Origin of the sequence: Rhizobium sp. BK196 (assembly GCF_014193255.1) — a bacterium.
Classification (GTDB): domain Bacteria; phylum Pseudomonadota; class Alphaproteobacteria; order Rhizobiales; family Rhizobiaceae; genus Rhizobium.
In genome coordinates this window covers 214605-238897 of sequence record NZ_JACHZB010000003.1, presented here as the reverse complement: position 1 = coordinate 238897, position 24293 = coordinate 214605, and the positions used below count along the sequence as shown (strand labels likewise).

Below are 24293 nucleotides of genomic sequence, written 5' to 3'. Positions count from 1 at the left end.
GGCAGGAACTCATGGATTCTTTCTTCTCGACCTATGTCTGGCCGGCGATCATCATGATCGGTCAGTCGCTGCTGCTGCTCGTCTGCCTGCTGGTCTTCATCGCTTACGTCCTGCTTGCCGACCGCAAGATCTGGGCTGCCGTCCAGCTCCGCCGCGGTCCGAACGTCGTCGGCCCCTTCGGCCTGTTCCAGTCCTTCGCAGACCTTCTGAAGTTCGTCTTCAAAGAGCCGGTCATCCCCGCTGGCGCCAACAAGGCGGTCTTCCTGCTTGCTCCGCTCGTCACCGTGCTTCTTGCGCTGTCGACCTGGGCGGTTGTGCCGCTGGCCGACGGCTGGGTGATCGCCAACATCAATGTCGGCATTCTGTATATCTTCGCGATCTCATCGCTCGAGGTCTACGGCATCATCATGGGTGGGTGGGCTTCGAACTCGAAGTATCCATTTCTCGGCGCGCTGCGCTCGGCAGCGCAGATGGTGTCCTATGAGGTTTCGATCGGCTTCGTTATCGTCACCGTCCTTCTCTGCGTCGGTTCGCTGAACCTGACCGATATCGTCAATGCGCAGCATACGGGCCTTGGCACCATGCTCGGACTGCCGAACTCGTTCCTCGACTGGCATTGGCTGTCGCTGTTCCCGATGTTCGTCGTCTTCTTCATCTCGGCGCTCGCCGAGACCAACCGCCCGCCCTTCGACCTTCCGGAAGCAGAATCCGAACTCGTCGCCGGTTTCATGGTCGAATACGGTTCTGCTCCGTACATGATGTTCATGCTCGGTGAATATGCGGCCGTCGTCCTGATGTGCTCGCTGACGACGATCCTCTTCCTGGGGGGCTGGCTGCCGCCGGTTGATTTCTGGCTCATTAACTGGGTACCGGGCATCATCTGGTTCATGCTGAAGGCGTGCCTGGTGTTCTTCATGTTCGCCATGGTCAAGGCTTTTGTGCCCCGCTACCGCTACGACCAGCTCATGCGCCTCGGCTGGAAGGTTTTCCTTCCGCTGTCGCTCGCCATGGTCGTCATCGTTGCATTCGTGCTGAAACTGACGGGATGGGCCGGCTGATGTCCAACCTCGTTTCCGGCAAAATTGGAGATTGAAGATGGGAAGCCTGTCCGCCTCCATCAACTCGCTTTTCCTCAAGGAATTCGTCGGCGCCTTCTTCCTGTCGATGCGCTATTTCTTCAAACAGAAGGCGACGATCAACTATCCCTTCGAAAAGGGTCCGGTCAGCCCGCGCTTTCGTGGCGAACATGCGCTGCGCCGTTATCCCAACGGCGAAGAGCGCTGCATCGCCTGCAAGCTGTGCGAAGCGATCTGTCCCGCTCAGGCGATCACCATCGAAGCCGGCCCGCGCCGCAATGACGGCACGCGCCGCACGGTGCGTTACGACATCGATATGGTGAAATGCATCTATTGCGGCTTCTGCCAGGAAGCTTGCCCGGTCGATGCGATCGTCGAAGGCCCGAATTTCGAATTCGCCACCGAGACCCGCGAAGAGCTCTACTTCGACAAGCAGAGGCTGCTCGACAACGGTGACCGGTGGGAGCGTGAAATCGCCCGCAACATGGCGATGGATGCGCCGTATCGTTGATTGAAATTTGAAATGCCGCTGATCGGACGCTCTCGTCCACTGCGGTTAACATGCACCGGGGCTTTGTCGGCGGAAGCTGCGCGAAGTCCTATCGGGCAGGGAAACTCCCGGCTGCCCGGGGGAAGATGAAAAAGGCACCAACATGGGTCTGCAGGCTCTATTTTTCTATCTTTTCGCCTTTGTCGCGATAGCGTCGGCGTTCATGGTCATCTGGGCGAAGAACCCGGTTCACTCGGTTCTGTTCCTGATCCTGGTGTTCTTCAATGCGGCGGGTCTCTTCCTGCTGCTGGGTGCCGAATTCCTGGCGATGATCCTGCTTGTCGTCTATGTGGGCGCGGTCGCTGTTCTCTTCCTCTTCGTGGTGATGATGCTCGACATCGACTTCACCGAGCTTCGCGCCGGTGTTCTCGAATATGCGCCGATCGGCGCGCTCATCGGTCTCATCCTCGCAGCCGAACTGATCGTCGTCATCGGCGGCAGCGCGATCTCGCCGGAGATCGCCAAGACGGTCGCCATGCCGATCCCGGCGCTCACCGAACGCACCAATACGGCCGCGCTCGGCGACGTGCTCTACACGAATTACGTCTACTTCTTCCAGATCGCTGGTCTGATCCTGCTGGTCGCCATGATCGGCGCGATCGTGCTGACGCTGAAGCATCGCACCAACATCAAGCGGCAGAATATTTCCCGCCAGGTTGCCCGCACGCCCGCGACCGCCGTAGAGGTGGTCAAGGTCAAGCCGGGTCAGGGCGTGAGCTGAACCGAGAGGTCAAGGAACAAAGAACATGGTCATCGGACTTTCCCATTATCTCACGGTCAGCGCCATCCTCTTCACGATCGGCATCTTCGGGATCTTCCTGAACCGGAAGAACATCATCGTCATCCTGATGTCGGTCGAACTGATCCTGCTGTCGGTCAACATCAACATGGTCGCCTTCTCGTCGTTTCTTAACGACATCGTCGGCCAAGTGTTCGCACTGTTCATTCTGACTGTTGCTGCTGCTGAAGCGGCGATCGGTCTTGCAATTCTCGTTGTCTTCTACCGCAACCGCGGTTCGATCGCGGTCGAAGACGTTAATATGATGAAGGGCTGAGCGGCTCATGTTCCTCTATAAGGCTATCGTCTTCCTTCCCCTGATCGGCGCGATCATCGCGGGCCTCTTCGGCCGCGCGATCGGCGCCAAGGCGTCGGAATATGTCACCAGCGGCCTGATGATCATCGCCGCCATCCTATCCTGGGTCGTCTTCTTCACGGTTGCGCTCGGCCATCCGGAAGGTGCGATCAAGGTCGAGGTTCTCCGCTGGATCCAATCTGGTGGTATCGATGTCTCCTGGTCGCTGCGTGTCGATACACTGACCTCGGTCATGCTGATCGTCGTCAATACGGTCTCGACGCTGGTGCACGTCTATTCGATTGGTTACATGCACACCGATCCGCACCGGCCGCGCTTCTTCGCCTATCTGTCGCTCTTCACCTTCGCCATGCTGATGCTGGTGACCTCCGACAACCTCGCCCAGATGTTCTTCGGCTGGGAAGGCGTAGGTCTGGCCTCGTATCTGCTGATCGGTTTCTGGTACAAAAAGCCCTCGGCCTCGGCGGCTGCGATAAAGGCCTTCATCGTCAACCGCGTCGGCGACTTCGGCTTCGTGCTCGGCATTGCCACCGTCTTCGTGCTGTTCGGCTCGATCAATTTCGACACGATCTTCGCCAATGCTTCGACCTTCGCTCCGGCGGAAGGCGGCGGTGAAGCCGGTGAAGTGATCCTGAACCTTTTCGGCATGCATCTCGACAAGGCGCACGCACTGACCGGTGCCTGCCTGCTGCTCTTCATGGGCGCAATGGGTAAGTCGGCGCAGTTCCTGCTGCACACCTGGCTGCCGGACGCCATGGAAGGCCCAACCCCGGTGTCCGCACTCATCCATGCCGCAACCATGGTGACCGCCGGCGTCTTCCTCGTCGCCCGCATGTCGCCGATCTTCGAACTCTCGCATGATGCGCTCGTCGTCGTGACAGTGATCGGTGCGATCACCGCTTTCTTCGCGGCGACCGTCGGCCTCGTGCAGAACGACATTAAGCGCGTCATCGCCTACTCGACCTGCTCGCAGCTCGGCTACATGTTCGTTGCTCTTGGCGTCGGTGCTTACGGCGCGGCAATCTTCCACCTCTTCACGCACGCCTTCTTCAAGGCACTGCTCTTCCTATGCGCCGGCTCGGTCATCCACGCCGTCGATGGCGAGCAGGACATGCGCTACATGGGTGGCCTGCGTCCGCATATCAAGATGACGTTCTGGATGATGATCATCGGCACGCTGGCGATCACCGGTGTCGGCATCCCCTTCACCCCGGTCGGCTTCGCAGGCTTCTTCTCGAAGGATGTCATCATCGAGGCTGCCTATGCAGCGCATTCGCCGGTTGCAGGTTTCGCCTTCACATTGCTGGTCATTGCCGCTCTCTTCACGAGCTTCTATTCCTGGCGTCTGATCTTCATGACCTTCTACGGCAAGCCGCGCGCTTCGCATGAGGTCATGCATCATGTCCATGAATCGCCGCAGGTCATGCTGGTGCCGCTCTACATCCTTGCGATCGGTGCGGTCTTGGCGGGCGTGCTCTTCGAAGGCCGCTTCTACGGCGAGGAATATGCCGAGTTCTGGAAGGGGGCGCTCTTCACCGGTGCCGAAAACGAGCTGGTGGAAGAGTTCCATCACGTCCCGGCCTGGGTTGGCCTTAGCCCCTTCATTGCCATGCTGCTTGGCTTCGTCACCGCCTGGTACATGTACATCAGGTCGCCCTCGACGCCGCGCAAGCTCGCCCAGCAGCACCGTGTGCTCTACCAGTTCCTGCTCAACAAGTGGTACTTCGACGAACTCTACGATTTCCTCTTTGTCCGCAGCGCCAAGGCGCTCGGCAACTTCCTGTGGAAGAAGGGTGATGTCGGCGTCATCGATACCTACGGTCCGAACGGCATTGCCGCCCGCGTCGTCAACGTCACCGACCGTGTCGTACGCCTGCAGACCGGTTACCTCTATCACTATGCCTTCGCGATGCTGATCGGCGTTGCGGCGCTCGTTACCTGGATGATGCTCGGGAGTTCCTTCTGATGACCGATTGGCCTATTCTTTCAACGGTCACCTTCCTGCCGCTCGTCGGCGTGGTGCTTCTGTTGCTGATGAACGGCGAAACCGAGAATGGCCGCAAGAACGTGCTGTGGATCTCCTTGATCACCACGGTCTTCACTTTCATTCTCTCGCTCTTCATCTGGATCGGCTTCGACAACGCCAATCCGGGCTTCCAGATGATCGAGCAGCATAGCTGGCTCGGCACCGGCATCGGTTACCATGTCGGTGTAGACGGCATCTCCATGCTGTTCATTATCCTCTCGACCTTCCTGATGCCCTTCTGCGTGCTCGCAAGCTGGCTCTCGATCGAGAAGCGCCTGAAGGAATACATGATCGCCTTCCTCATCCTCGAAGTGATGATGGTCGGTGTCTTCGTCTCGCTTGATATCGTTCTCTTCTACGTCTTCTTCGAAGGCGGCCTCATTCCGATGTTCCTGATCATCGGCGTCTGGGGCGGTGCGAACCGCGTTTATGCGAGCTACAAGTTCTTCCTCTATACGCTGCTCGGCTCGGTGCTGATGCTGCTCGCCATCATGGCCATGTACTGGCAGTCGGGCACGACCGATATCGCCCAGCTTCTGGACTACAAGTTCCCGCCGGCAATGCAGACCTGGCTGTGGCTTGCCTTCTTCGCCTCCTTCGCGGTGAAGATGCCGATGTGGCCGGTCCACACCTGGCTCCCTGACGCGCACGTCCAGGCGCCGACCGCTGGTTCCGTCATCCTGGCAGGCGTGCTCCTGAAGCTCGGCGGTTACGGCCTGATCCGCTTCTCGATCGGCATGTTCCCCGTCGCGTCGGACTATTTCGCGCCGCTCGTCTTCGCGATGTCCGTTATCGCTATCATCTACACCTCGCTGGTCGCGATGATGCAGGACGACATCAAGAAGCTGATCGCCTATTCCTCGGTGGCTCACATGGGCTACGTGACGATGGGCATTTTCGCTGCCAACGCTCAGGGTCTGCAGGGTTCGATCTTCCAGATGCTGTCGCACGGCATCGTCTCGGGCGCGCTCTTCCTCTGCGTCGGCGTCGTCTATGACCGCACCCATACGCGCGAGATCGCTGCCTATGGCGGCCTGGTCAACAACATGCCGAAATACGCGGTCGCCTTCATGGTCTTCACCATGGCGAATGTCGGTCTGCCCGGCACTTCGGGCTTCATCGGCGAATTCCTGACGCTGATCGGCGTCTTCCGCGCCAACACCTGGGTTGCGCTTTTTGCCGCCACCGGCGTCATCCTCTCGGCCGCCTACGCGCTCTGGCTCTATCGCCGGGTGATCTTTGGCGCACTGGAGAAGGAGAAGCTGAAGGCTCTGCTCGACCTTTCGCCTCGAGAACAGATCATCCTTTATCCGCTGATCGCGCTCACCATCTTCTTCGGCGTCTATCCGGCTCCGGTCTTCGATGCGACCGCAGCTTCGGTAGACCATCTGATCAACAGCTATTCGGCCGCAGTGCAGGCAGCGCAGAATGTTGCGCTGTCGATGAAATGACGGGACTTTAGGACATGACCGCTGAAACAATCTCCCTGAGCCTGTACCTGTCCGCGCCGGAAATCATCCTCGCGATCGGTGCACTTCTGCTGCTCATGATCGGCGTTTTCTCGGGCGAGCGGTCCGGTCCGCTCGTCAGCGCGCTGGCGATGATCGTGATTGCCATCTCCGGCCTGTGGCTGATCTTCGTTCCCGGCGACGGCCTTGCTTATGGCGGCGTCTATCTCGCCGATGGCTTTGCACGCTTCATGAAGGTGCTGGCACTGATCGGCTCCCTCGTCGCGCTGTTCATGTCGATGGGTCATGCTCGGGAAAATCAGCTCGACAAGTTCGAGTTCCCGATTCTTCTGGTGCTGTGTACGCTCGGCATCATGCTGATGATCTCGGCCAACGACCTGATCGCGCTCTATCTCGGCCTTGAACTGCAGTCTCTGGCGATCTACGTCATCGCTGCGATCAACCGCAATAGCCTGAAGTCGACCGAAGCCGGCCTGAAGTATTTCGTCCTTGGCGCGCTTTCCTCGGGCATGCTGCTCTATGGCATGTCGCTGGTATACGGCTTCACCGGGCACACGCATTTCGCCGAGGTTGCGCAGGCGCTCACGGTCGAAGGAGCACGTTCGCTCGGCCTGATCTTCGGCCTCGTCTTCATCCTCGCCGGCATTGCCTTCAAGATCTCGGCCGTTCCGTTCCACATGTGGACGCCGGACGTTTATGAAGGCGCACCGACCCCGGTCACTGCCTTCCTCGCGAGCGCGCCGAAGGTTGCCGCCATGGCGATGATGACCCGTATCGTCATCACCGCCTTCCAGCCGGTGCTATCAGATTGGCAGCAGGTCATCGTCTTCATTTCGATCGCTTCCATGCTGCTCGGTTCATTTGCGGCCATCGGCCAGAAGAACATCAAACGACTGATGGCCTATTCCTCGATAGGTCACATGGGTTACGCGCTGGTCGGTCTCGCCGCCGGAAACCAGACGGGCGTTGCCGGCGTCATGCTTTACATGGCGATCTACATGGTCATGACCCTCGGCTCCTTCGCCATCATCATGTCAATGCGCCGCAAGGATGGTACGGTTGTCGAGAATGTCAGCGATCTTGCCGGCCTGTCGACGACGAACCCCTTTATGGCTGTCGTGCTGACCGCACTGATGTTCTCGCTTGCCGGTATCCCGCCGCTCGCCGGCTTCTTCGCGAAGTACTTCGTCTTCGTTGCCGCCATCGAGGCCAAGCTCTATACGCTTGCCGTCATCGGTGTTCTGGCATCGGTCGTCGGTGCTTACTACTACCTGCGCGTCATCAAGCTGATGTGGTTCGATGAGGCGTCCGGCGAATTTGCCCGAGTCTCCGGTTCGCTGCGTCTCGTCTTCGGTCTTTCCGGTCTCTTCGTTGCGGCCTATGTTCTCATCGGTGGTCCGATCGGCGGCGCGGCCGAGCTTGCTGCGGCGACGCTCTTCTGATGGCTTCCGACAAGCGGCGCCGGATATCGCTCGGCGATGTCAGGCACGAGGCCTTGTCGGAAACGTCCTCAACAAATACGGAATGCCTTGCCCGGGCTCGGGCAGGGGACGGCGGTCTGCTCTGGGTGACCGCCGAACGACAAACCGGCGGCCGGGGCCGCCGGGGCCGTCCCTGGGTTTCCGAGCGCGGCAATCTCTACGCCTCCCTTCTGCTCATCGACCCCGCACCGATGGAGCGCCTCGCCTCCCTGCCGCTGGCAATCGCCGTCGCGGTTCATCAGGCAGTTCGCAGCGTTCTGCCGCCCGGCGCCCAGCCCGTAGAGGTGAAGTGGCCGAACGATATCCTGATTGGACGCAAGAAGACCTGCGGCATCTTGGTAGAAGGTGAGCGGCTGGTTGACGGGCGCCACGCTGTCGTGATTGGCATCGGCATCAACGTAGCCGTCATGCCCGATAACCCGATCTATCCCGTCACCTGCCTGCGCGATCAGGGAAGTGCGGCTTCACCCGAAGAACTCTTCGCTCATCTCTTCGCCTCCATGACCGAGGCGCTGAATATCTGGGATGAAGGGCGGGGTATCAGCGAGATCACGGCGCGGTGGCGTGCGGTTGCCTGTGGCATTGGCGAAAAGATAACCGTGAATTTGCCCGACAGGTCGATTTCCGGGTTTTTCGCCGGAATAGATGATAATGGCCTGTTGATGCTCGATACCGGCGAAGGCAGGATAATGCCGATTGCAGCCGGCGATGTATTCTTTGGATAGTGGAAAAAACAAACGTTATGGCGAAACAGGACGAACTGGTATTTCTGCCCCTGGGCGGCGTCGGCGAGATTGGTATGAATCTCGCGCTGTACGGCTACGGCCCGGCGGATCATCGCCAGTGGATCATGGTAGATTGCGGCGTCACCTTTCCGGGGCCGGATCTGCCGGGTGTGGATCTCGTCCTGCCCGACATCCGTTTCCTTGCCAATGAGCGCAAGAACCTCAAGGCGATCATCATCACTCACGCTCATGAGGACCATTACGGCGCGCTCGCCGACCTCTGGCCGGGCCTCAATGTGCCGGTCTACGCCTCACCTTTCACGGCTGGGCTCCTGGAAGCCAAGCGCAATTTCGAGAAGGATGCGATCGGTGAAGTGCCGGTGACCATTTTCAAAGCCGGTGATAGGATCAATGCCGGGCCCTTCAGCATTGAGGGCGTTGCCGTCAACCATTCTATCCCCGAGCCGATGTCGCTGATGATCCGCACACCGCTCGGCAATGTCATCCACACCGGCGACTGGAAGATCGATCACGAGCCGTCGCTCGGGCCGCTGACGGACGAGACCCGTTTCCGTCAGCTCGGTGATGAAGGCGTGCTGGCGCTTCTCTGCGATTCCACTAATGCGCTGCGCGACGGCGTGTCGCCCTCGGAAAAGGATGTCTCGGAGAGCCTGCGCAAGATTATCGAAGATGCCGAAGGTCGCGTGGCGATCACCACCTTCTCCTCCAATGTCGGCCGTATCCGCACTGTCGCCGAAGCCGCCGAAGCTGCGGGTCGCGAAGTGCTGCTGCTGGGAAGCTCGCTCAAGCGGGTATGTGACGTCGCTCAGGATATCGGCCTGATGGAAGGCATAAAGCCGTTCATCTCCGAAGAGGATTATGGTTTCATCCCGCGTGACAAAGTCGTCGTCATTCTCACCGGCAGCCAGGGCGAGCCGCGCGCTGCCCTTGCCAAGCTTTCCCGCGATGAGATGCGCAACGTAGCCTTTGCCGCCGGCGATATCGTAGTCTTCTCCTCGCGTGCCATCCCCGGTAACGAGAAGGCGATTCAGGACATCAAGAATGGCCTCGTCGAGCAGGGGGTTCATATCATTACCGACACGGAGGCGCTGGTGCATGTCTCCGGCCATCCGCGTCGCAACGAACTGCAGAAGATGTACGAGTGGACGCGGCCGAAGGTCGTCGTGCCGGTGCATGGCGAGGCAACGCACCTGACGGCGCACAAGGAGCTTGCCGAACAATCGGGTATTCCGACCGTACCGCGCGTGCGCAACGGGGATGTGCTGAGGCTGGCGCCGGGACCGGTCGAGGTGATCGATGAAGCGCCGCACGGTCGCATCTACAAGGACGGGTCACTGATCGGTGACTTTGACGAAATGGGCATCGGCGAGCGCAAGAAGCTCGCTTATGTCGGTCATGTCGCCGTCAGCATTGTGCTGGATAACCGCTACGACATCATAGGGGAGCCCGATCTCGTGGCGATCGGCCTGCCGGCCTATGATGACGAAGGCGAGGATATGGAGGATATGCTGTTCGATGCCGCGATTGGCGCGTTCGAGAGCATTCCACGCGCCCGCCGCAAGGATATCGACATGGTACAGGAGGCCCTGCGCCGCGCCGTTCGCTCCGCCGCCAACAACGCGTGGGGCAAGAAGCCGGTCGTCACCGTTTTCATCACCAGGGTCTGAGTGATGATTGGCCGGGTGAACCATATCGCCATCGCCGTGCCTGATCTGACTGCTGCGGCTGCAAGCTATCGCGACACGCTGGGCGCCGCGGTCTCCGAGCCGCAAGCTTTGCCGGAGCATGGCGTGATGGTCGTCTTCGTGGAACTGCCGAATACCAAGGTGGAACTGCTGGAGCCGCTCGGTGAAGCCTCGCCGATTGCGGCCTTCCTCGAGAAGAACCCGTCCGGCGGCATGCATCATATCTGCTATGAGGTCGACGATATTCTGGTCGCGCGCGACAGGTTGGCGGCATCAGGGGCGAGGGTGCTTGGCAATGGTGAGCCGAAGATCGGCGCTCACGGCAAGCCGGTGCTCTTTCTCCACCCGAAGGACTTCTTCGGAACGCTCATTGAGCTGGAACAGGCCTGATCGCACTGCGGCAGAGTGACCTAAATTATTCGTAGCCTTTGAATTGGCCGTCATTCCCGCTTATAAGCACGCGAAACGAAGCGCCAAGGCGCGATACCGACGAGACCAAGATGTTTCAGGCCTTCCTCCAAGGATTCGCAGTCTATTTTATCATCTGGTGGATCACGCTTTTCGCTGTCCTGCCGATTGGTCTTCGTACGCAGGCGGAGGATAATGATGTTGTGCTGGGGACCGTGCCGAGCGCGCCGACCCGTTTCCGCCCGCTTTTCGTCTTCTCGCTGACGACGTTCATCTCCGGCGCCATCTACGGTATCTGGTACATCTGCTCGACCTATTTCGGTTTCGGCTTCGATGCACTTCCGCAAATAGGGCCTAGCTTCTATTAGAAATGACTTTTGCTCAATCTTTGAGCAGATGTAAAGGTGCCGCGAAACCGTCACACGCATGTCATGCAAATGAGGCAATGACCTTGCGTAACGGAAAGCAGTTTTACCTAACGAAAGATGAGGCTGGTTTTCGGGTCTGTTGGGAACCGAAAAAGCAAAAAAAAACAAGGCTAAAAGCCTTGTTTTAAGTATCGCGTGATCCTTAACCGTTACCGGGGCAGCGACAAGCGCGCCTAAGATCTGATCCTCCCAAGACTTGACCGCGAGTACGGCAAGAATTTAACCTTCCTGCCTGTTTTGTGGGCTAAAGCTAGCTCAAAGAATGTGCTTTGTCATCAGCTTTTTTTGCATTTTTGCTACAGTCACGCAAAATTTTTCTGTTGACAAGATTTACCTTCAAGCCCTTATAAATACGCGTTTTTTCGCGCCAGCTCAATTTGTAGGTGCTAACATGCGTCTGCGGGAGTCAGCTTGCGCTGGTCGCGGGTTTCTTTCCTGCCGCGAAGCGGCTATGAACGCTCCCATCTTTAATAAATACCGTCGATTCCGCTTGGGTAAGCGGCGTCTCAACTATACCGGAATCCGCCATGCGTCTGTCCCGCTTCTTCGTACCCATCCTTAAGGAAAATCCCAAGGAGGCGGAAATCGTCTCCCATCGGCTGATGCTGCGCGCCGGCATGATCCGCCAGCAGTCGCAGGGTATCTATTCATGGCTGCCGCTCGGCAAGAAGGTGCTGGACAAGGTCAACAACATCATCCGTGAGGAGCAGAACCGCGCGGGCGCGATAGAACTCCTGATGCCGACGTTGCAGTCCGCGGAGCTCTGGCAGGAGAGCGGTCGTTACGATGCCTACGGCAAGGAGATGCTGCGCATCAAGGACCGTCAGGACCGCCCGATGCTCTACGGCCCGACCAATGAAGAAATGATCACGGATATCTTCCGTTCGTCGGTCAAGTCCTACAAGGACCTGCCGCTCAATCTCTATCACATCCAGCTGAAATTCCGTGACGAGGTCCGTCCGCGCTTCGGCACCATGCGCTCGCGCGAATTCTTGATGAAGGACGCCTATTCCTTCGATCTGACGCGCGAAGGTGCGGAACATTCCTACAACAAGATGTTCACCGCCTACCTGCGCACCTTCGATCGTCTCGGCCTGCGCGCCATTCCGATGCGCGCCGATACCGGCCCGATCGGCGGCAATCTCAGCCATGAATTCATCATCCTCGCCGATACCGGCGAGTCGGAAGTGTTCTGCCACAGGGATTTCGTCAACTTCGATATCCCCGCGGGAAACACCGATTTCGACAGCGTCGACCGTCTGAAGTCGATCTTTAGCAAGTGGACGTCGCTCTACGCCGCGACCTCCGAAATGCATGACGAGGCCGCCTTCAACGCCATTCCGGAGGGCGAGCGTCTTTCTGCGCGCGGTATCGAAGTCGGCCATATTTTCTATTTCGGTACCAAGTATTCCGAGCCGATGGGTGCGAAAGTCCAAGGACCCGATGGCAAGGAACACTTCGTTCACATGGGTTCCTACGGTATCGGACCGACGCGCCTTGTTCCCGCCATCATCGAAGCATCGCATGATGAGAACGGAATCATCTGGCCGGAGTCGGTCGCGCCCTTCGATGTCGTGGTCATCAACATGAAGGCGGGCGACGAGGCCTGTGACGGCACCTGCGAACTGATCTACGCAGCGCTGACGAAGGCGGGCAAGGACGTGCTCTATGACGACACGGACGATCGTGCCGGCACCAAGTTTGCGACCGCCGATCTGATCGGCGTGCCGTACCAGATCATCGCCGGTCCGCGCGCGGTCGCAAACGGCGAAGTGGAAGTAAAGAACCGCAAGACTGGCGCCCGCGAAACGATGACCATCGAGGCGGCGATCAACAGGTTCGTGGCTTAAAGTAGGACGGAGGCGAAATGGCAGAGGCAGCAGTGGACCGGAGTTCCAAATCCGGCTTGGGTCCGGCTGGCAAGCCATTCTCTACCTTCGAACGTCTGGTGGCGTGGCGTTATCTGCGCGCCCGCCGCAAGGAGGCTTTTATATCGGTCATTGCCGGCTTCTCCTTCGTCGGCATCATGCTGGGTGTTGCAACGCTGATCATAGTCATGGCCGTGATGAACGGGTTCCGCACGGAACTCGTCTCCCGCATCCTCGGCATCAACGGCCACATGATCATCCAGCCAGTCGATGGTCCCTTCACCGACTATGCGGACCTCGTGAAGAAATTCGAGGCGGTGCCCGGTATCAAGATGGCGCTGCCATTGGTGGAGGGCCAGGTGCTGGCCTCTTCGCAGACGGGCGGCAGCACTGGCGCGCTCGTGCGCGGCACTCGGGCCGAAGACCTGACCAAGCTCAAGACGGTTTCCGATAACATCAAGTCCGGCGATATGGTGGGTTTTGCCGCGGGCGACGGCGTTCTGGTCGGAAGCCGCATGGCCGATCAGCTGGGACTGCGGGCGGGCGACCTGATTACGCTGACATCACCGGAGGGTGACGTAACGCCGATGGGTGTCAATCCGCGTATCAAGTCCTACAAAATTTCCGGCCTCTTCGAGATCGGCATGTCGGAATACGATGCCTCGATCATCTATATGCCACTCGAGGAATCGCAGCTTTATTTCAATGCCGACGGGCTGGTGCAGTCGATCGAACTCTTCGTCAACAACCCTGATGATATCGACAATCTGAGGCCCAAGGTGGAGGAGGCGGCCGGCCGGCAGATCGCCATCACCGACTGGCGCCAGCGCAACCAGACCTTCTTCTCCGCCCTGCAGGTCGAGCGCAATGTGATGTTCATGATCCTGACGCTGATCGTGCTCGTCGCTGCGCTTAACATCATCTCCGGTCTCATCATGCTGGTGAAAGACAAGGGCAGCGATATCGCGATCCTGCGTACCATGGGCGCAAGCTCCGGCGCCATCATGCGCATCTTCTTTATGACGGGGGCTGCGATCGGCATCGTCGGCACGATCGCCGGCGTGCTGCTCGGCGTGTTCGTCTGCATCAACATCGAATCCATCCGCCAGTTCTTCTCCTGGGTATCGGGCACAGTGCTTTTCGATCCGCAGCTCTATTTCCTGAGCCAGTTGCCGGCGGAAATGGATGTGAGCGAAACAGTTTCTGTCGTCATCATGGCGCTGACGCTCTCTTTCATCGCGACGATCTTCCCCGCCTGGCGCGCCTCCCGCCTCGACCCCGTCCAGGCCCTCCGTTACGAATAGGCCAGGATCCAAGGTCATGCATGATCCAAGGCCAAATCCAAGGAATGCCGCATTCATGAAACGGAACGTCGTTCTCAAGCTTTCGGGCGTCGAGCGCCATTACGGACAGGGCGAAACGCTGCTGACCATCCTCAAGGGCGCGGATTTCTCGCTGACGAGCGGTGAGATGGTGGCGCTGGTTGCACCGTCAGGCACGGGCAAGTCGACGCTTTTGCATGTGGCTGGCCTGCTGGAGCATCCTGATGGCGGAGAAGTCACGGTCAACGGCCGCCCCTGTGATGGCCTCTCCGATGACAAGCGCACCGCCATCCGCCGCGGCGAGATCGGCTTTGTTTATCAGTTCCATCACCTGCTGCCGGAATTCTCGGCGCAGGAGAACATCATGATGCCGCAGCTCATCGCCGGCCTCTCATGGAAGGAAGCGAGCGAGCGGGCAAAGATGCTTCTGGATTACATGCGCATCGGCCACCGCGGTACGCATCGCCCAGGCGAGCTTTCCGGCGGTGAGCAGCAGCGCGTGGCCATTGCGCGCGCCGTTGCCAATGCGCCGAGCCTGCTTCTGGCGGACGAGCCGACCGGCAATCTCGACCCGGAAACCGCGAGCTATGTCTTCGACGCTCTGGAGGCTCTGGTGCGTCAGTCCGGCCTTGCCGCGCTGATCGCCACACACAACCACGAGCTTGCCCGGCGCATGGACCGGCGCGTCACGATCTCCGACGGCAAGGTCGTGGATTTCTGATCATCAGGGGATAATCAGCCCGCCGCGATAATCGAGCTCATAGGCCTTTTGACCACCTACGAGAATGAATTCGTGGCCACGGAAATGCGTGCAGTCGCCTTCGCTCGCATCGACATAGCGCCCCAGCGAATGATCGAAGACCATGCCGCCAAGGAAGCGGCCCTGCTTGTAGAGCTGTGACAGCGCGGCGCTAATGATCGCGCCGGCGACAGTTCCGTCGATGATATCGGGCTCGATGATCCGCCCGAAATAATTCATCGCCCAGACCGGCTTTTCCTCCAGCCACACGACTTCCTGACCGGCAAAATCCGTACCGCCGAAATAGCTGTCGAGATACCGCCAGATGCCACGCTTGTAGCCGATATCGTGGGCACCGATCCGATAAGACGGCTGCGACTTGGCGCCGGCGACATATGTCTGCGATTTGGCTTCGACAATGAAGCTGTTGAGTTCCAGAACGTCCATAGTCCCTCTGCTCCGATGTTAACCATGTCCCGCAGAAGCGGGGTGGAATCCTGTTGACAACAGAACATACATGGAACAAACTAAAAACATAAGAGCAAAGGAGAGCCAGATGACTGACATGATCCGTGATATCGCAGCATTCACCTCCATCGCAATGTTCGTTGCCAGCTTCTCGCTGATCGTGATGGCAATGTAAGAATTCAGGGGATCGCATGGCAGCCATGCGGTCCCGAAGCAGGACTTTTTCTGGACAGAATCGCCTCCGATGCCGACAATGCGCATTCTTTATTGATGCAGTTGGAAGGGCACGTCATGGCGGATGCGGAACAGGGTGCGATCGGCGGAAAGCCAGGCTTCGTGCATCTGAGGGTTCATTCCGCCTATTCGCTGCTTGAAGGCGCATTGCCTCTCAAAAAGATCCTCTACAAGGCAGCGAGCGACAATCAGCCAGCCATTGCCATCACCGATACCAACAATCTCTTCGTCGCCCTGGAGTTTTCCCAGAAAGCGATGGATGACGGGCTCCAGCCAATCATCGGCTGCCAGGTATCGATCGATATGGAAGACGGCCTCGAAACCGAAAAGCGGGGAGGTCAGCAGGCGCTGGTCAAGCTGCCTTCCATCGTACTTCTGTCCGCGACCGACGCAGGCTATGAGCGGCTGGTCGATCTTGTCAGCCGCGCCTATCTCGGCGGCGAGGGCAACTCGACAATTCACATCCGCGCCTCGTGGCTGGATGAGATCGGCACGGAAGGCCTGATAGCGTTGACGGGTGCCTCGACCGGGCCGATCGACATGCCGCTCAAGGACGGTCATGCCGCGCATGCGGAGACCCGGCTCCTGACGCTGAAGCGCATCTTCGGGGACCGGCTTTATGTCGAGTTACAGCGGCACGGCACTTACGACAAGCGGCACGAACAGAAGATCGTCGGCCTTGCCTACAAGCACGACCTGCCGCTGGTCGCGACCAACGAAGCCTTCTTCCCGACGCGTGACGATTATGACGCTCACGACGCACTGATGGCGGTCGCCCACAACGCCATCGTGTCCGACGACAGCCGTTTCCGCCTGTCGCCCGATCACTATCTGAAGAGCCGTGCGGAGATGGAAAAGCTCTTCGCCGATCTCCCGGAGGCGTTGGAAAATACTGTCGAGATCGCCCGACGCTGCTCCTTCATTCTGAAGACCCGCAAGCCGATCCTACCGCGCTTCACTGGCGCCACGGACGATCCTGAAGAGGCCGAACGCGCCGAGGCGCTGGAACTCCGCCGCCAGGCACAGGAGGGGCTCGATATGCGTTTGGCCACGCTCGGCATGTCGGCGGGTTACGAGGAGAAGGATTACCGCGAGCGGCTGGAATTCGAGCTCAGCGTCATCGAGCGCATGAAGTTCCCCGGCTACTTCCTGATCGTTGCGGACTTCATCAAGTGGGCCAAGCAGAATGACATTCCCGTCGGTCCTGGCCGCGGCTCGGGTGCGGGTTCGCTGGTCGCCTATGCATTGACCATCACTGACGTCGATCCGCTGCGTTTCTCGCTGCTCTTCGAACGCTTCCTCAATCCGGAACGCGTCTCGATGCCGGACTTCGATATCGACTTCTGCCAGGACCGCCGTGAAGAGGTGATCCGTTACGTGCAGCGTAAATATGGGCGCGAGCAGGTGGCGCAGATCATTACTTTCGGTTCGCTCCAGGCGCGCGCCGCACTGCGCGACGTCGGCCGCGTCCTGGAAATGCCCTACGGTCAGGTCGACAAGATCTGCAAACTGGTGCCGAATAACCCGGCAAACCCGACGCCGCTTTCCAAGGCGATCGAGGAAGAGCCGAAGCTCCAGGAAGAGGCGGCCAAGGAGCCGGTCGTCGCCCGCCTTCTGGATATCGCCCAGAAGATCGAAGGCCTCTACCGCCACGCTTCGACTCACGCCGCCGGTATCGTGATCGGCGACCGCCCGCTGTCGAAGCTCGTGCCGATGTATCGCGATCCGCGTTCCGACATGCCGGTCACTCAGTTCAACATGAAGTGGGTTGAACAGGCCGGTCTCGTGAAGTTCGACTTCCTCGGCCTGAAGACGCTGACTGTGCTCAAGGTCGCCGTCGATTTCTGCAAGAAGCGCGGCATCGAGGTGGATCTCGCCAAGATCCCGCTCGACGACAAGAAGACCTATGAGATGCTGTCGCGCGGTGAAACGGTCGGCGTGTTTCAGGTGGAAAGTGCGGGCATGCGCAAGGCGCTGATCGGCATGAAGCCGGACTGCATCGAAGACATTATCGCGCTGGTCGCGCTTTATCGTCCGGGTCCGATGGAAAACATCCCGACCTACAACGCCCGCAAGCATGGCGACGAGGAACTCGAATCGATCCACCCGATGATCGATCATCTGCTCAAGGAAACGCAGGGCGTTATCGTCTACCAGGAACAGGTGATGCAGATCGCCCAGGTCCTGTCGGGCTACTCGCTTGGCGAAGCCGATCTTCTGCGCCGCGCCATGGGCAAGAAGATCAAGGCCGAAATGGACCAGCAGCGCGAACGTTTCGTCGTCGGTGCGGTCAAGAACGGCGTGTCGAAGCCGCAGGCCGACAATATCTTTGAACTGCTCGCGAAGTTCGCAAACTACGGCTTCAACAAGTCGCACGCGGCCGCCTACGCCATCGTCTCCTACCAGACGGCCTATATGAAGGCGCATTATCCGGTCGAGTTCCTGGCCGCTTCGATGACGCTCGACATGTCGAACACCGAAAAGGTCAACGACTTCCGCCAGGATGCTAAGCGCCTCGGTATCGAGGTCATTGCGCCTTCCGTCCAGACCTCGTTCCGGCATTTCGAGACCGGCGATAACCGCATCTATTATGCGCTTGCAGCTCTCAAGGGCGTTGGCGAATCCGCGGTTGACCACATCGTCGAAATGCGCGGCGATAAGCCCTTTGCCAGCATTGAGGATTTCTGCCTGCGCATCGATCCGCGCCAGGTGAACCGCCGCGTGCTGGAAAGCCTGATCTATGCCGGGGCCTTCGATTGCTTCAACCTGGATCGCGCCCAGCTTTCGGCAGGTCTCGACCGCGTGCTCGGCTATGCGCAGCGCGCCCAGGAAAACAAGCTCAGCGGCCAGTCGGATATTTTCGGCGGAGCGCTTTCCTCTGGCCCGGAAAAGATCGCCCTGCCGCCGTTCTCGCCCTGGCTTGCCTCCGAGCGGCTGCTCAAGGAATTCCAGGTGTTGGGCTTCTACCTGACCGCCCATCCGCTCGACAGCTACAACAACATCCTGCAGAAGATGCGCGTGCAGACTTTCGCGGATTTCTCGACGGCGGTGAAGCAGGGTGCTGCGAACGGGCGACTGGCGGGCACCGTCATTTCGAAGCAGGAGCGCAAGACACGCACCGGTAACAAGATGGGCATCATCGTCTTCTCGGATTCCTCCGGCCAGTACGAAGCCGTGCTCTTCTCCGAAATGCTGAACCAGTATCGTGACATACTGGAGCCCGGAAAATCCTTCGTTATCACCGCGATCGGCGAAGAGCGACCGGAAGGCGTCAGCCTGCGTCTGCAGACCATCCAGTCGCTGGAGGAAAAATCGCTGCAGATGCAGAAGGCGCTGCGTGTCTATGTGCGCGACTCCGGCCCGCTGCGTGCCGTTGCCGCGCACCTGAACGCCAAGGGCGATGGCTTGGTCTCCTTCATCGTGATCAAGGAGGAGGGCAAGCGCGAGGTTGAAGTCGTGCTGCAGGACAAATACCGCATCACGCCGGAGATCGCCGCCGCCTTGCGGGCCGCTCCTGGTGTCGTCGACGTCGAACTCGTCTGAACGAAAAGAGCGACCGGCAGTGCGCCGGTCGGCTGTTTTTCAGCCGGCCTGCAGGCGGCGGGAAGCATCCGCGCAGCGGCTTCTGCCGAAGCCCAAGTGACTGCTGCAGCACCGATCGCGATTACGATATCTACCGGTGGGATTCGCGGGAGGAGTGCGAGGTGCGCCAGATCCTCGATCGCATTGCCGACAAATGGTCGCTGCTGGTCATTGCCCTGCTCGAAAAACGCACCCTGCGTTTCACCGAATTGCGCAAGAGGATCGATGGCATCAGCCAGCGCATGCTGACGACGACATTGCGCCAGCTCGAGCATGAAGCCGGGGCTGATCGAGCGGACAGTCTATCCTATTGTTCCGCCAAGGGTTGATTACGCTCTGACCGAGCTCGGCTGCACGCTGCATGACACGATCAAGGCGCTCGTGGTCTGGACAGAGACGAACCAGGCGAAGATCATCACTGCCCGCCGAAGCTACGACGAGCGCGCCGGTGAGAAGCTTTGGTAAGCCTTAGCTCTCGCGCGTGATGGTGATGAATTCCGTGCCGTCACCGGTTTCGGAGCCGACCCCTGTATCTGATATTGTCAGAGTCGAGCCGGGCGAGATCAGTGCGTCGATCCGGCGACGGATTTCTTCAGACATCGAGATGCGGCTGAGCGCTCTGGCGATTGGACGGCCGCTGATGATGGAGCTTTCCTGATTGACAATGCCGAGCCGCCTCACCGTCTCGCGGGACAGGTTGTTTTCCAGCGTTACGCCCAGCCAATCCGCCGTGCCGGCCGCCTCATCGACTGAATGCAGCGAGAAAAAGTGCGTGCCGAGAGCAAGGCCTGGATCGGCGATGCCAATGGGGGCCTCGAAGAGCGGCTTGAAATCCTTCCGCACCATGATGACCCCATTCGGAGGTTCGCCTTTGCCTGCCGCTGCGTAAACTTCCCTAAGGAGAGTATCCGTGATCAGACCTTTGTCGCGGGCAAATTCCTTTGGCCGCAGTGCCTTGAAAGCATTGATGGCCTGAACGGTTGCAGGGCCGGCCAGCCCGTCAGGTGCGCCCGCGGCAAAGCCGAGCTGGTTCAGCAGGGTTTGGATATCGATGACGTTTTCACGCAGCGTCCGGCGCGTCATCAGCATGCTGATCGGCGCGGTATCCGAAGCGGGCGCCTGCAGCTGGAACTGCGGCATCGGCAGGGCAGCCGTCGTCTCGTTCATGGCGACCTGCACCTGCGTCTTCGCGTCACTGATGGCAGGCCGCAGTTCCACGTCCGATAGCAGTGGCGCCGGTTCGGGCCGGTCGGGGCGGAACAAGGTCGGATGCTCAATCGGCTCTGGTGTCAGCTCACTGTCGGTAATGATGACGGGCACGCCCATCTCAGTCATCTTGTAGAGCGATTTCGCAAATTCGCCCGGCATGCGCACGCAGCCATGCGAGGCCGGATAGCGCGGCACGGAATTAGACTCGTGCAGCGCGATGCCGGACCATGTCAGCCGCTGCATGAAGGGCATCGGCGCGTTCGAATAAATGTTGGATTCGTGGTACTTCTGCTTTTCGATGACGGAGAAGATGCCGCTCGGCGTCGTGTGCCCGTCCTTGCCGCTCGAGATCTTGGAGGTCGCCACGACCTCCGCACCGTCATAGACGGCCAGCGACTGCTTATCCTTCGACACGAAAATCTGCAGCGTGCGCGCGTCTGCTGCAAAAGCCGGATGGACAAGAGCGGTTGCCGACAGCAACCCGATAAGGACGCTTACACGCACAGACATGACGCAATACACCACATGCACAAAAACGACGCGAGTTAAGCACGCGAAGTTTAACGAAGGCTTGAATACACGGCGGCGCTTCGATCACGAGATTGTGGGATATTCAATTTTATGCAAATCTAAAATACCGGAAGTCTTGGGGGAGACTTGGAATGCATGTCGATATTGTTTCTGCGTTCGATGATCTGCATGCCCTGAAAGATAATTGGAACGAGGTATACGCTGCCGATCCGGAGGGGAACTACTTCCTCTCCTGGCACTGGATCGCCAAGTGGCTGGAGCGACGCGCCTCGTGGTTCGTTCTCGCAGTCAAGCGGCAGGAGGAGGATGAGCGATACGTCGCTTTCCTGCCCATCCAACTGCATATCGAATTCGAGGAAGGGCAGGGCCTCGTCAATATCCTGCGGCTCGGCGGCACACCCTATGCCGGCTACAACGGCCTCCTGACACGTCCCGAGGATGCCGAAGCGGCGCTCAGCGCCTTTGCCGATTGCTTGCAGACCTTCAACTGGAAACATCTCGACCTTGACGATGTCTATATGTCAGAGGAGAGGCTGAGAGCGCTTCTTGAAGCTTTTCCGGCTTCCGAATTTTCAAGAAGGAAGGTCGCTCGCCGGGCGCATATCACCTCGATCGGTGAAAATATCGACCACGACGTCTATGTCTATGTGCCGCTCAGCGATGATTTCGAGACCTTCCTCGATGAGCGTCTCGGTCCGCAGACCCGCCGCAATGCGCGAAAAGCGCTGCGCGATCTCGTCGCCCCGCAGAACGAACTGTGCATCACCCACGCCACCGCCGAGACGATGGAGCGTGACCTCGCGCTCTTCTATGAGATGTGGAACCTGCAATGGGGCGAGCGCCAACCGCGCTACGGAAAGTTCATTCTTGACAGCAGCCGTCATATGCTGCCGGCCTGCATCGAGCACGGCACGGTCTTCATGCCGATCCTCTGGCATCGGGACAAGCCGGTTGGTACCTTCATCATCTTCCTGGATCCCCACCGCAAGTCAATGATGTGCTTCCTCGGAAGCCGGGACCTGACCTTCCGCCGCTCGATCAGCCCCGGCTTCATGCTCCATTGCTACAATCTGCGCTGGGCGGTCGAGAATGGCTACCGCATCTACGACATGGGCACCGGCAATTACAGCTATAAGGATCTACTCGGGTCGGAGCATCATCTCGTCGAGAAGCTGCAGATCTCTACGCTGTCAGGCCGCAATATAGGCGACCGTCTCGATCCGCGCTCGCTTGGCATCGCCATGCATCAGGGGGTGCATTTCTTCAGGAATGGAAACCCGACCGCCGCCGAACTCTGCTGTCGGCAGATCCTGGCCGTCGACGAGAAACATGCACAAGCCACGTTATTGCTGGCGAAAATCGAGGCGGAGCAGCGGCCAAGGCTGACCGGTGATCCCGAAATCCATTTCAATGCCGCCGCCGAACGTCATCGGGCTGGCGATCTTGCTGCTGCGGAAGCTGGCTATCGCGACGTGATCTCAGTCATGCCGGATCATTTCGATGCTCTGCAGCATCTGGCATTGCTGCTCTTGCAGAAGGGCGATCTGCGTGGCGCAGCAGTCTGCGTCGACAAGGCGATCGAGGCGAAACCGACATCTGCCTCGGCCTATTGCAATCGCGGCAATATCCAGGCGCGGCTTTCGAATTTCGATCAGGCGCTCGCAAGCTACGATAGGGCAATCGCACTCGATGCCCGCCACGCCGTCGCCCTCAACAATCGCGGCAATGTCTTACGGCGATTGGGGCGCCGCGATGAGGCGCTGGAAAGCTATGATCGTGCCATCGCGATCGAACCCGGTTATGCGCAGGCTGCGAAGAACAGGGAAGCGGCGCTGCAGGAAGTGTCCACGGTGCCGGCCTAAATTCGGACGCACAAAGGACGCTCTAACTCTTTGAATCTACACATCAGCCTTTCCGAAAATCGATTCTGATTTTCGGGCCGATGCCATGCGCTTAAGCGTGTCGCGATCTTTCAGATTCGCTTGCCACGCTTTAGGTCTTTATTTTTCGCATGTCTTTATCGCAAAACCGCTGCACACTTTTGCGCGACATGCGTTAGCGGTTCCCTTTGCCGCCAAAAGTATAGCCGGTTTCGACCGTGCCTTTGCCGAACTTGTCGCGCAACTTGTCCATGGCGGCTTCTGCCGCCGCGCGCCGGCCGGATTGCTGGTCGATGAGATCGGGCGGGTCGGCGCGGCGGGCGTCTCCGAGATCGGTGACACCGATGCCGATCAGCCGGAATTTCGTGCCGTCCGTTTCCTTCCCCAGAAGATCGAGCCCAGTGCGGAAGATCTTGTCGGCCAGTTGTGTCGGATCTTCAAGGCGCCGGTTGCGGGTGCGCGATTTGAAATCGGCCGTCTTCATCTTCAGCACGACCGTCTGGCCGGCAATGCCGCTCTTCTTCAGCCGCCAGGCGACCTTTTCCGAGAGATTGCGCAGGATCGGCACCAGATCGTCGTGACGCGAAATATCATCGAAAAAGGTAGTTTCGGCCGAAACGCTCTTGGCGGCATCGTTGATATGCACCTCCCGGTCGTCGATGCCGCGTGACAGGCGGGAAAGCCGCTGGCCGATGCTGCCGTAACGGCGCATCAGGTCGTTCTCCTCCATTTGCTGCAGCTGGCCGATCGTGTGGATGCCGTCTGCCTCAAGCGTTGCGGCAAGGGCCTTGCCGACGCCCCAGATGGTCGTCACCGCGCGAGGGGCCAGAAACCCGACTGCTTCTTCTTGCCCAATGACGGAAAAACCACGCGGCTTTTGCAGATCGGAGGCGACCTTCGCCAGGAATTTGCAATAGGAAAGACCGACCGAGACGGTAATGCCGATTTCCTTCTCGACGCGGCGGGCGAACTTCGCCAGTGTGCGGGACGGCGGATCGTGATGCAGCCGTTCAGTGCCGCCGAGTTCCAGGAAGGCCTCGTCGATGGAGAGCGGCTGCACAAGCGGCGTCAGCTCCTGCATCAGCGCGCGGACCTGCCGCCCGACCTTGACATATTTCTCCATGTCCGGGCGGATGACGACCGCCTGCGGGCAGGCTTCTAGCGCCTTGAACATCGGCATGGCCGAGCGGACGCCGTGGATGCGGGCGATATAACAGGCAGTTGAGACGACCCCACGCTTGCCGCCGCCGATGATCACAGGCTTGTCGGCAAGCTCCGGATTGTCCCGTTTCTCCACGGCGGCATAAAAAGCGTCACAATCGATATGCGCGAGTGTCAGATCATAGAGTTCTTTGTGGCGCACCAGACGCGGGCTGCCGCAGGCATGGCAGCGGCGCGCGTCTCCTCTCTGCTCGGCAAGGCAGTCGCGACAGAAGCCGGGTGTCTTGTCAGATGCGGGCGTCATGGTGAGAACAAAGGTTGAACACTGCGACATTA

Annotated in this window: 22 protein-coding genes; 19 read left to right on the top strand and 3 right to left on the bottom strand. The window is 59.2% G+C overall.

Features of this window, described 5'->3' with window-relative positions:
* Positions 1-11 precede the first annotated feature (11 nt).
* The 14 genes from nuoH to FHT78_RS12255 all read left to right on the top strand — a co-directional run bounded on the left by nuoH (position 12) and on the right by FHT78_RS12255 (position 14874).
* Entirely contained in the window at positions 12-1058 is a 1047-nt protein-coding gene (gene nuoH, locus FHT78_RS12320; RefSeq protein ID WP_183743876.1) for an NADH-quinone oxidoreductase subunit NuoH, read from the top strand.
* A 37-nt stretch (positions 1059-1095) separates the two neighbouring features.
* Positions 1096-1587, top strand: coding sequence for an NADH-quinone oxidoreductase subunit NuoI (gene nuoI / locus FHT78_RS12315; protein ID WP_183743874.1), 492 nt, complete (start codon positions 1096-1098; stop codon positions 1585-1587).
* A gap of 142 nt (positions 1588-1729) precedes the next feature.
* Positions 1730-2347 carry an NADH-quinone oxidoreductase subunit J gene (locus FHT78_RS12310; RefSeq protein WP_183743872.1) on the top strand — a complete coding sequence of 206 codons (618 nt, stop codon included), beginning with the start codon at positions 1730-1732 and terminating at the stop codon, positions 2345-2347.
* 25 nt (positions 2348-2372) lie between these two features.
* A complete protein-coding gene (nuoK, locus tag FHT78_RS12305) occupies positions 2373-2681 on the top strand; it encodes an NADH-quinone oxidoreductase subunit NuoK (protein ID WP_007823900.1) in 309 nt (102 codons plus the stop codon).
* Positions 2682-2688: 7 nt separating this feature from the next.
* The gene (gene nuoL / locus FHT78_RS12300; RefSeq protein WP_183743870.1) at positions 2689-4686 is read left to right on the top strand and encodes an NADH-quinone oxidoreductase subunit L; all 1998 of its coding nucleotides are present in this window, start codon (positions 2689-2691) and stop codon (positions 4684-4686) included.
* Positions 4686-6197, top strand: a complete 1512-nt coding sequence (locus FHT78_RS12295) for an NADH-quinone oxidoreductase subunit M (RefSeq protein WP_183743869.1) — start codon at positions 4686-4688, stop codon at positions 6195-6197. The genes nuoL and FHT78_RS12295 overlap by 1 nt, the downstream gene beginning before the upstream one ends.
* A 14-nt stretch (positions 6198-6211) precedes the next feature.
* On the top strand, positions 6212-7657 hold the full coding sequence (nuoN, locus tag FHT78_RS12290; RefSeq protein WP_183743867.1) for an NADH-quinone oxidoreductase subunit NuoN: 1446 nt from the start codon (positions 6212-6214) through the stop codon (positions 7655-7657).
* On the top strand, positions 7657-8421 hold the full coding sequence (locus tag FHT78_RS12285; protein ID WP_183743865.1) for a biotin--[acetyl-CoA-carboxylase] ligase: 765 nt from the start codon (positions 7657-7659) through the stop codon (positions 8419-8421). Before nuoN ends, FHT78_RS12285 begins: the two co-directional genes overlap by 1 nt.
* Positions 8422-8438: 17 nt before the next feature.
* Positions 8439-10109 carry a ribonuclease J gene (locus FHT78_RS12280; protein ID WP_183743863.1) on the top strand — a complete coding sequence of 557 codons (1671 nt, stop codon included), beginning with the start codon at positions 8439-8441 and terminating at the stop codon, positions 10107-10109.
* A 3-nt stretch (positions 10110-10112) separates the two neighbouring features.
* A complete protein-coding gene (mce, locus tag FHT78_RS12275; protein WP_183743861.1) occupies positions 10113-10517 on the top strand; it encodes a methylmalonyl-CoA epimerase in 405 nt (134 codons plus the stop codon).
* A gap of 110 nt (positions 10518-10627) precedes the next feature.
* Positions 10628-10903 carry a DUF1467 family protein gene (locus FHT78_RS12270; RefSeq protein ID WP_183743859.1) on the top strand — a complete coding sequence of 92 codons (276 nt, stop codon included), beginning with the start codon at positions 10628-10630 and terminating at the stop codon, positions 10901-10903.
* A gap of 587 nt (positions 10904-11490) precedes the next feature.
* Positions 11491-12813: a proline--tRNA ligase gene (proS, locus tag FHT78_RS12265; protein WP_183743858.1), complete on the top strand. Its 1323-nt coding sequence runs from the start codon at positions 11491-11493 to the stop codon at positions 12811-12813.
* 17 nt (positions 12814-12830) lie between these two features.
* Positions 12831-14135 (top strand): lipoprotein-releasing ABC transporter permease subunit, encoded by a 1305-nt coding sequence (locus FHT78_RS12260; RefSeq protein ID WP_183743856.1) that lies wholly within the window; start codon positions 12831-12833, stop codon positions 14133-14135.
* Positions 14136-14190: 55 nt separating this feature from the next.
* Entirely contained in the window at positions 14191-14874 is a 684-nt protein-coding gene (locus tag FHT78_RS12255) for an ABC transporter ATP-binding protein (protein WP_183730168.1), read from the top strand.
* 3 nt (positions 14875-14877) lie between these two features.
* Here FHT78_RS12255 and FHT78_RS12250 read toward each other — a convergent pair whose 3' ends face one another.
* Positions 14878-15339, bottom strand: coding sequence for a DUF5680 domain-containing protein (locus FHT78_RS12250; protein ID WP_183743854.1), 462 nt, complete (start codon positions 15337-15339; stop codon positions 14878-14880).
* A gap of 70 nt (positions 15340-15409) precedes the next feature.
* On the opposite strand from FHT78_RS12250, the gene FHT78_RS29650 reads away from it, so the two are divergent.
* From FHT78_RS29650 to FHT78_RS29775, 4 genes are all read left to right on the top strand, one after another.
* The gene (locus FHT78_RS29650; RefSeq protein WP_281412849.1) at positions 15410-15535 is read left to right on the top strand and encodes a hypothetical protein; all 126 of its coding nucleotides are present in this window, start codon (positions 15410-15412) and stop codon (positions 15533-15535) included.
* Positions 15536-15651: 116 nt separating this feature from the next.
* The gene (gene dnaE / locus FHT78_RS12245; RefSeq protein ID WP_183743852.1) at positions 15652-19137 is read left to right on the top strand and encodes a DNA polymerase III subunit alpha; all 3486 of its coding nucleotides are present in this window, start codon (positions 15652-15654) and stop codon (positions 19135-19137) included.
* A gap of 161 nt (positions 19138-19298) precedes the next feature.
* A complete protein-coding gene (locus FHT78_RS29780) occupies positions 19299-19505 on the top strand; it encodes a helix-turn-helix domain-containing protein (protein WP_348644737.1) in 207 nt (68 codons plus the stop codon).
* The gene (locus FHT78_RS29775; RefSeq protein WP_348644735.1) at positions 19450-19641 is read left to right on the top strand and encodes a winged helix-turn-helix transcriptional regulator; all 192 of its coding nucleotides are present in this window, start codon (positions 19450-19452) and stop codon (positions 19639-19641) included. Before FHT78_RS29780 ends, FHT78_RS29775 begins: the two co-directional genes overlap by 56 nt.
* A gap of 3 nt (positions 19642-19644) precedes the next feature.
* On the opposite strand, the gene FHT78_RS12235 is transcribed toward FHT78_RS29775, so the two are convergent.
* The gene (locus FHT78_RS12235) at positions 19645-20895 is read right to left on the bottom strand and encodes a L,D-transpeptidase family protein (protein ID WP_183743850.1); all 1251 of its coding nucleotides are present in this window, start codon (positions 20893-20895) and stop codon (positions 19645-19647) included.
* Positions 20896-21047: 152 nt separating this feature from the next.
* Here FHT78_RS12235 and FHT78_RS12230 point away from each other — a divergent pair, with 152 nt between their 5' ends.
* A complete protein-coding gene (locus FHT78_RS12230) occupies positions 21048-22778 on the top strand; it encodes a GNAT family N-acetyltransferase (protein WP_183743848.1) in 1731 nt (576 codons plus the stop codon).
* 193 nt (positions 22779-22971) lie between these two features.
* Here FHT78_RS12230 and FHT78_RS12225 read toward each other — a convergent pair whose 3' ends face one another.
* Complete coding sequence (locus FHT78_RS12225; protein WP_183743846.1) at positions 22972-24261, bottom strand: DNA polymerase IV; 1290 nt, start codon at positions 24259-24261, stop codon at positions 22972-22974.
* Positions 24262-24293: the final 32 nt, after the last annotated feature.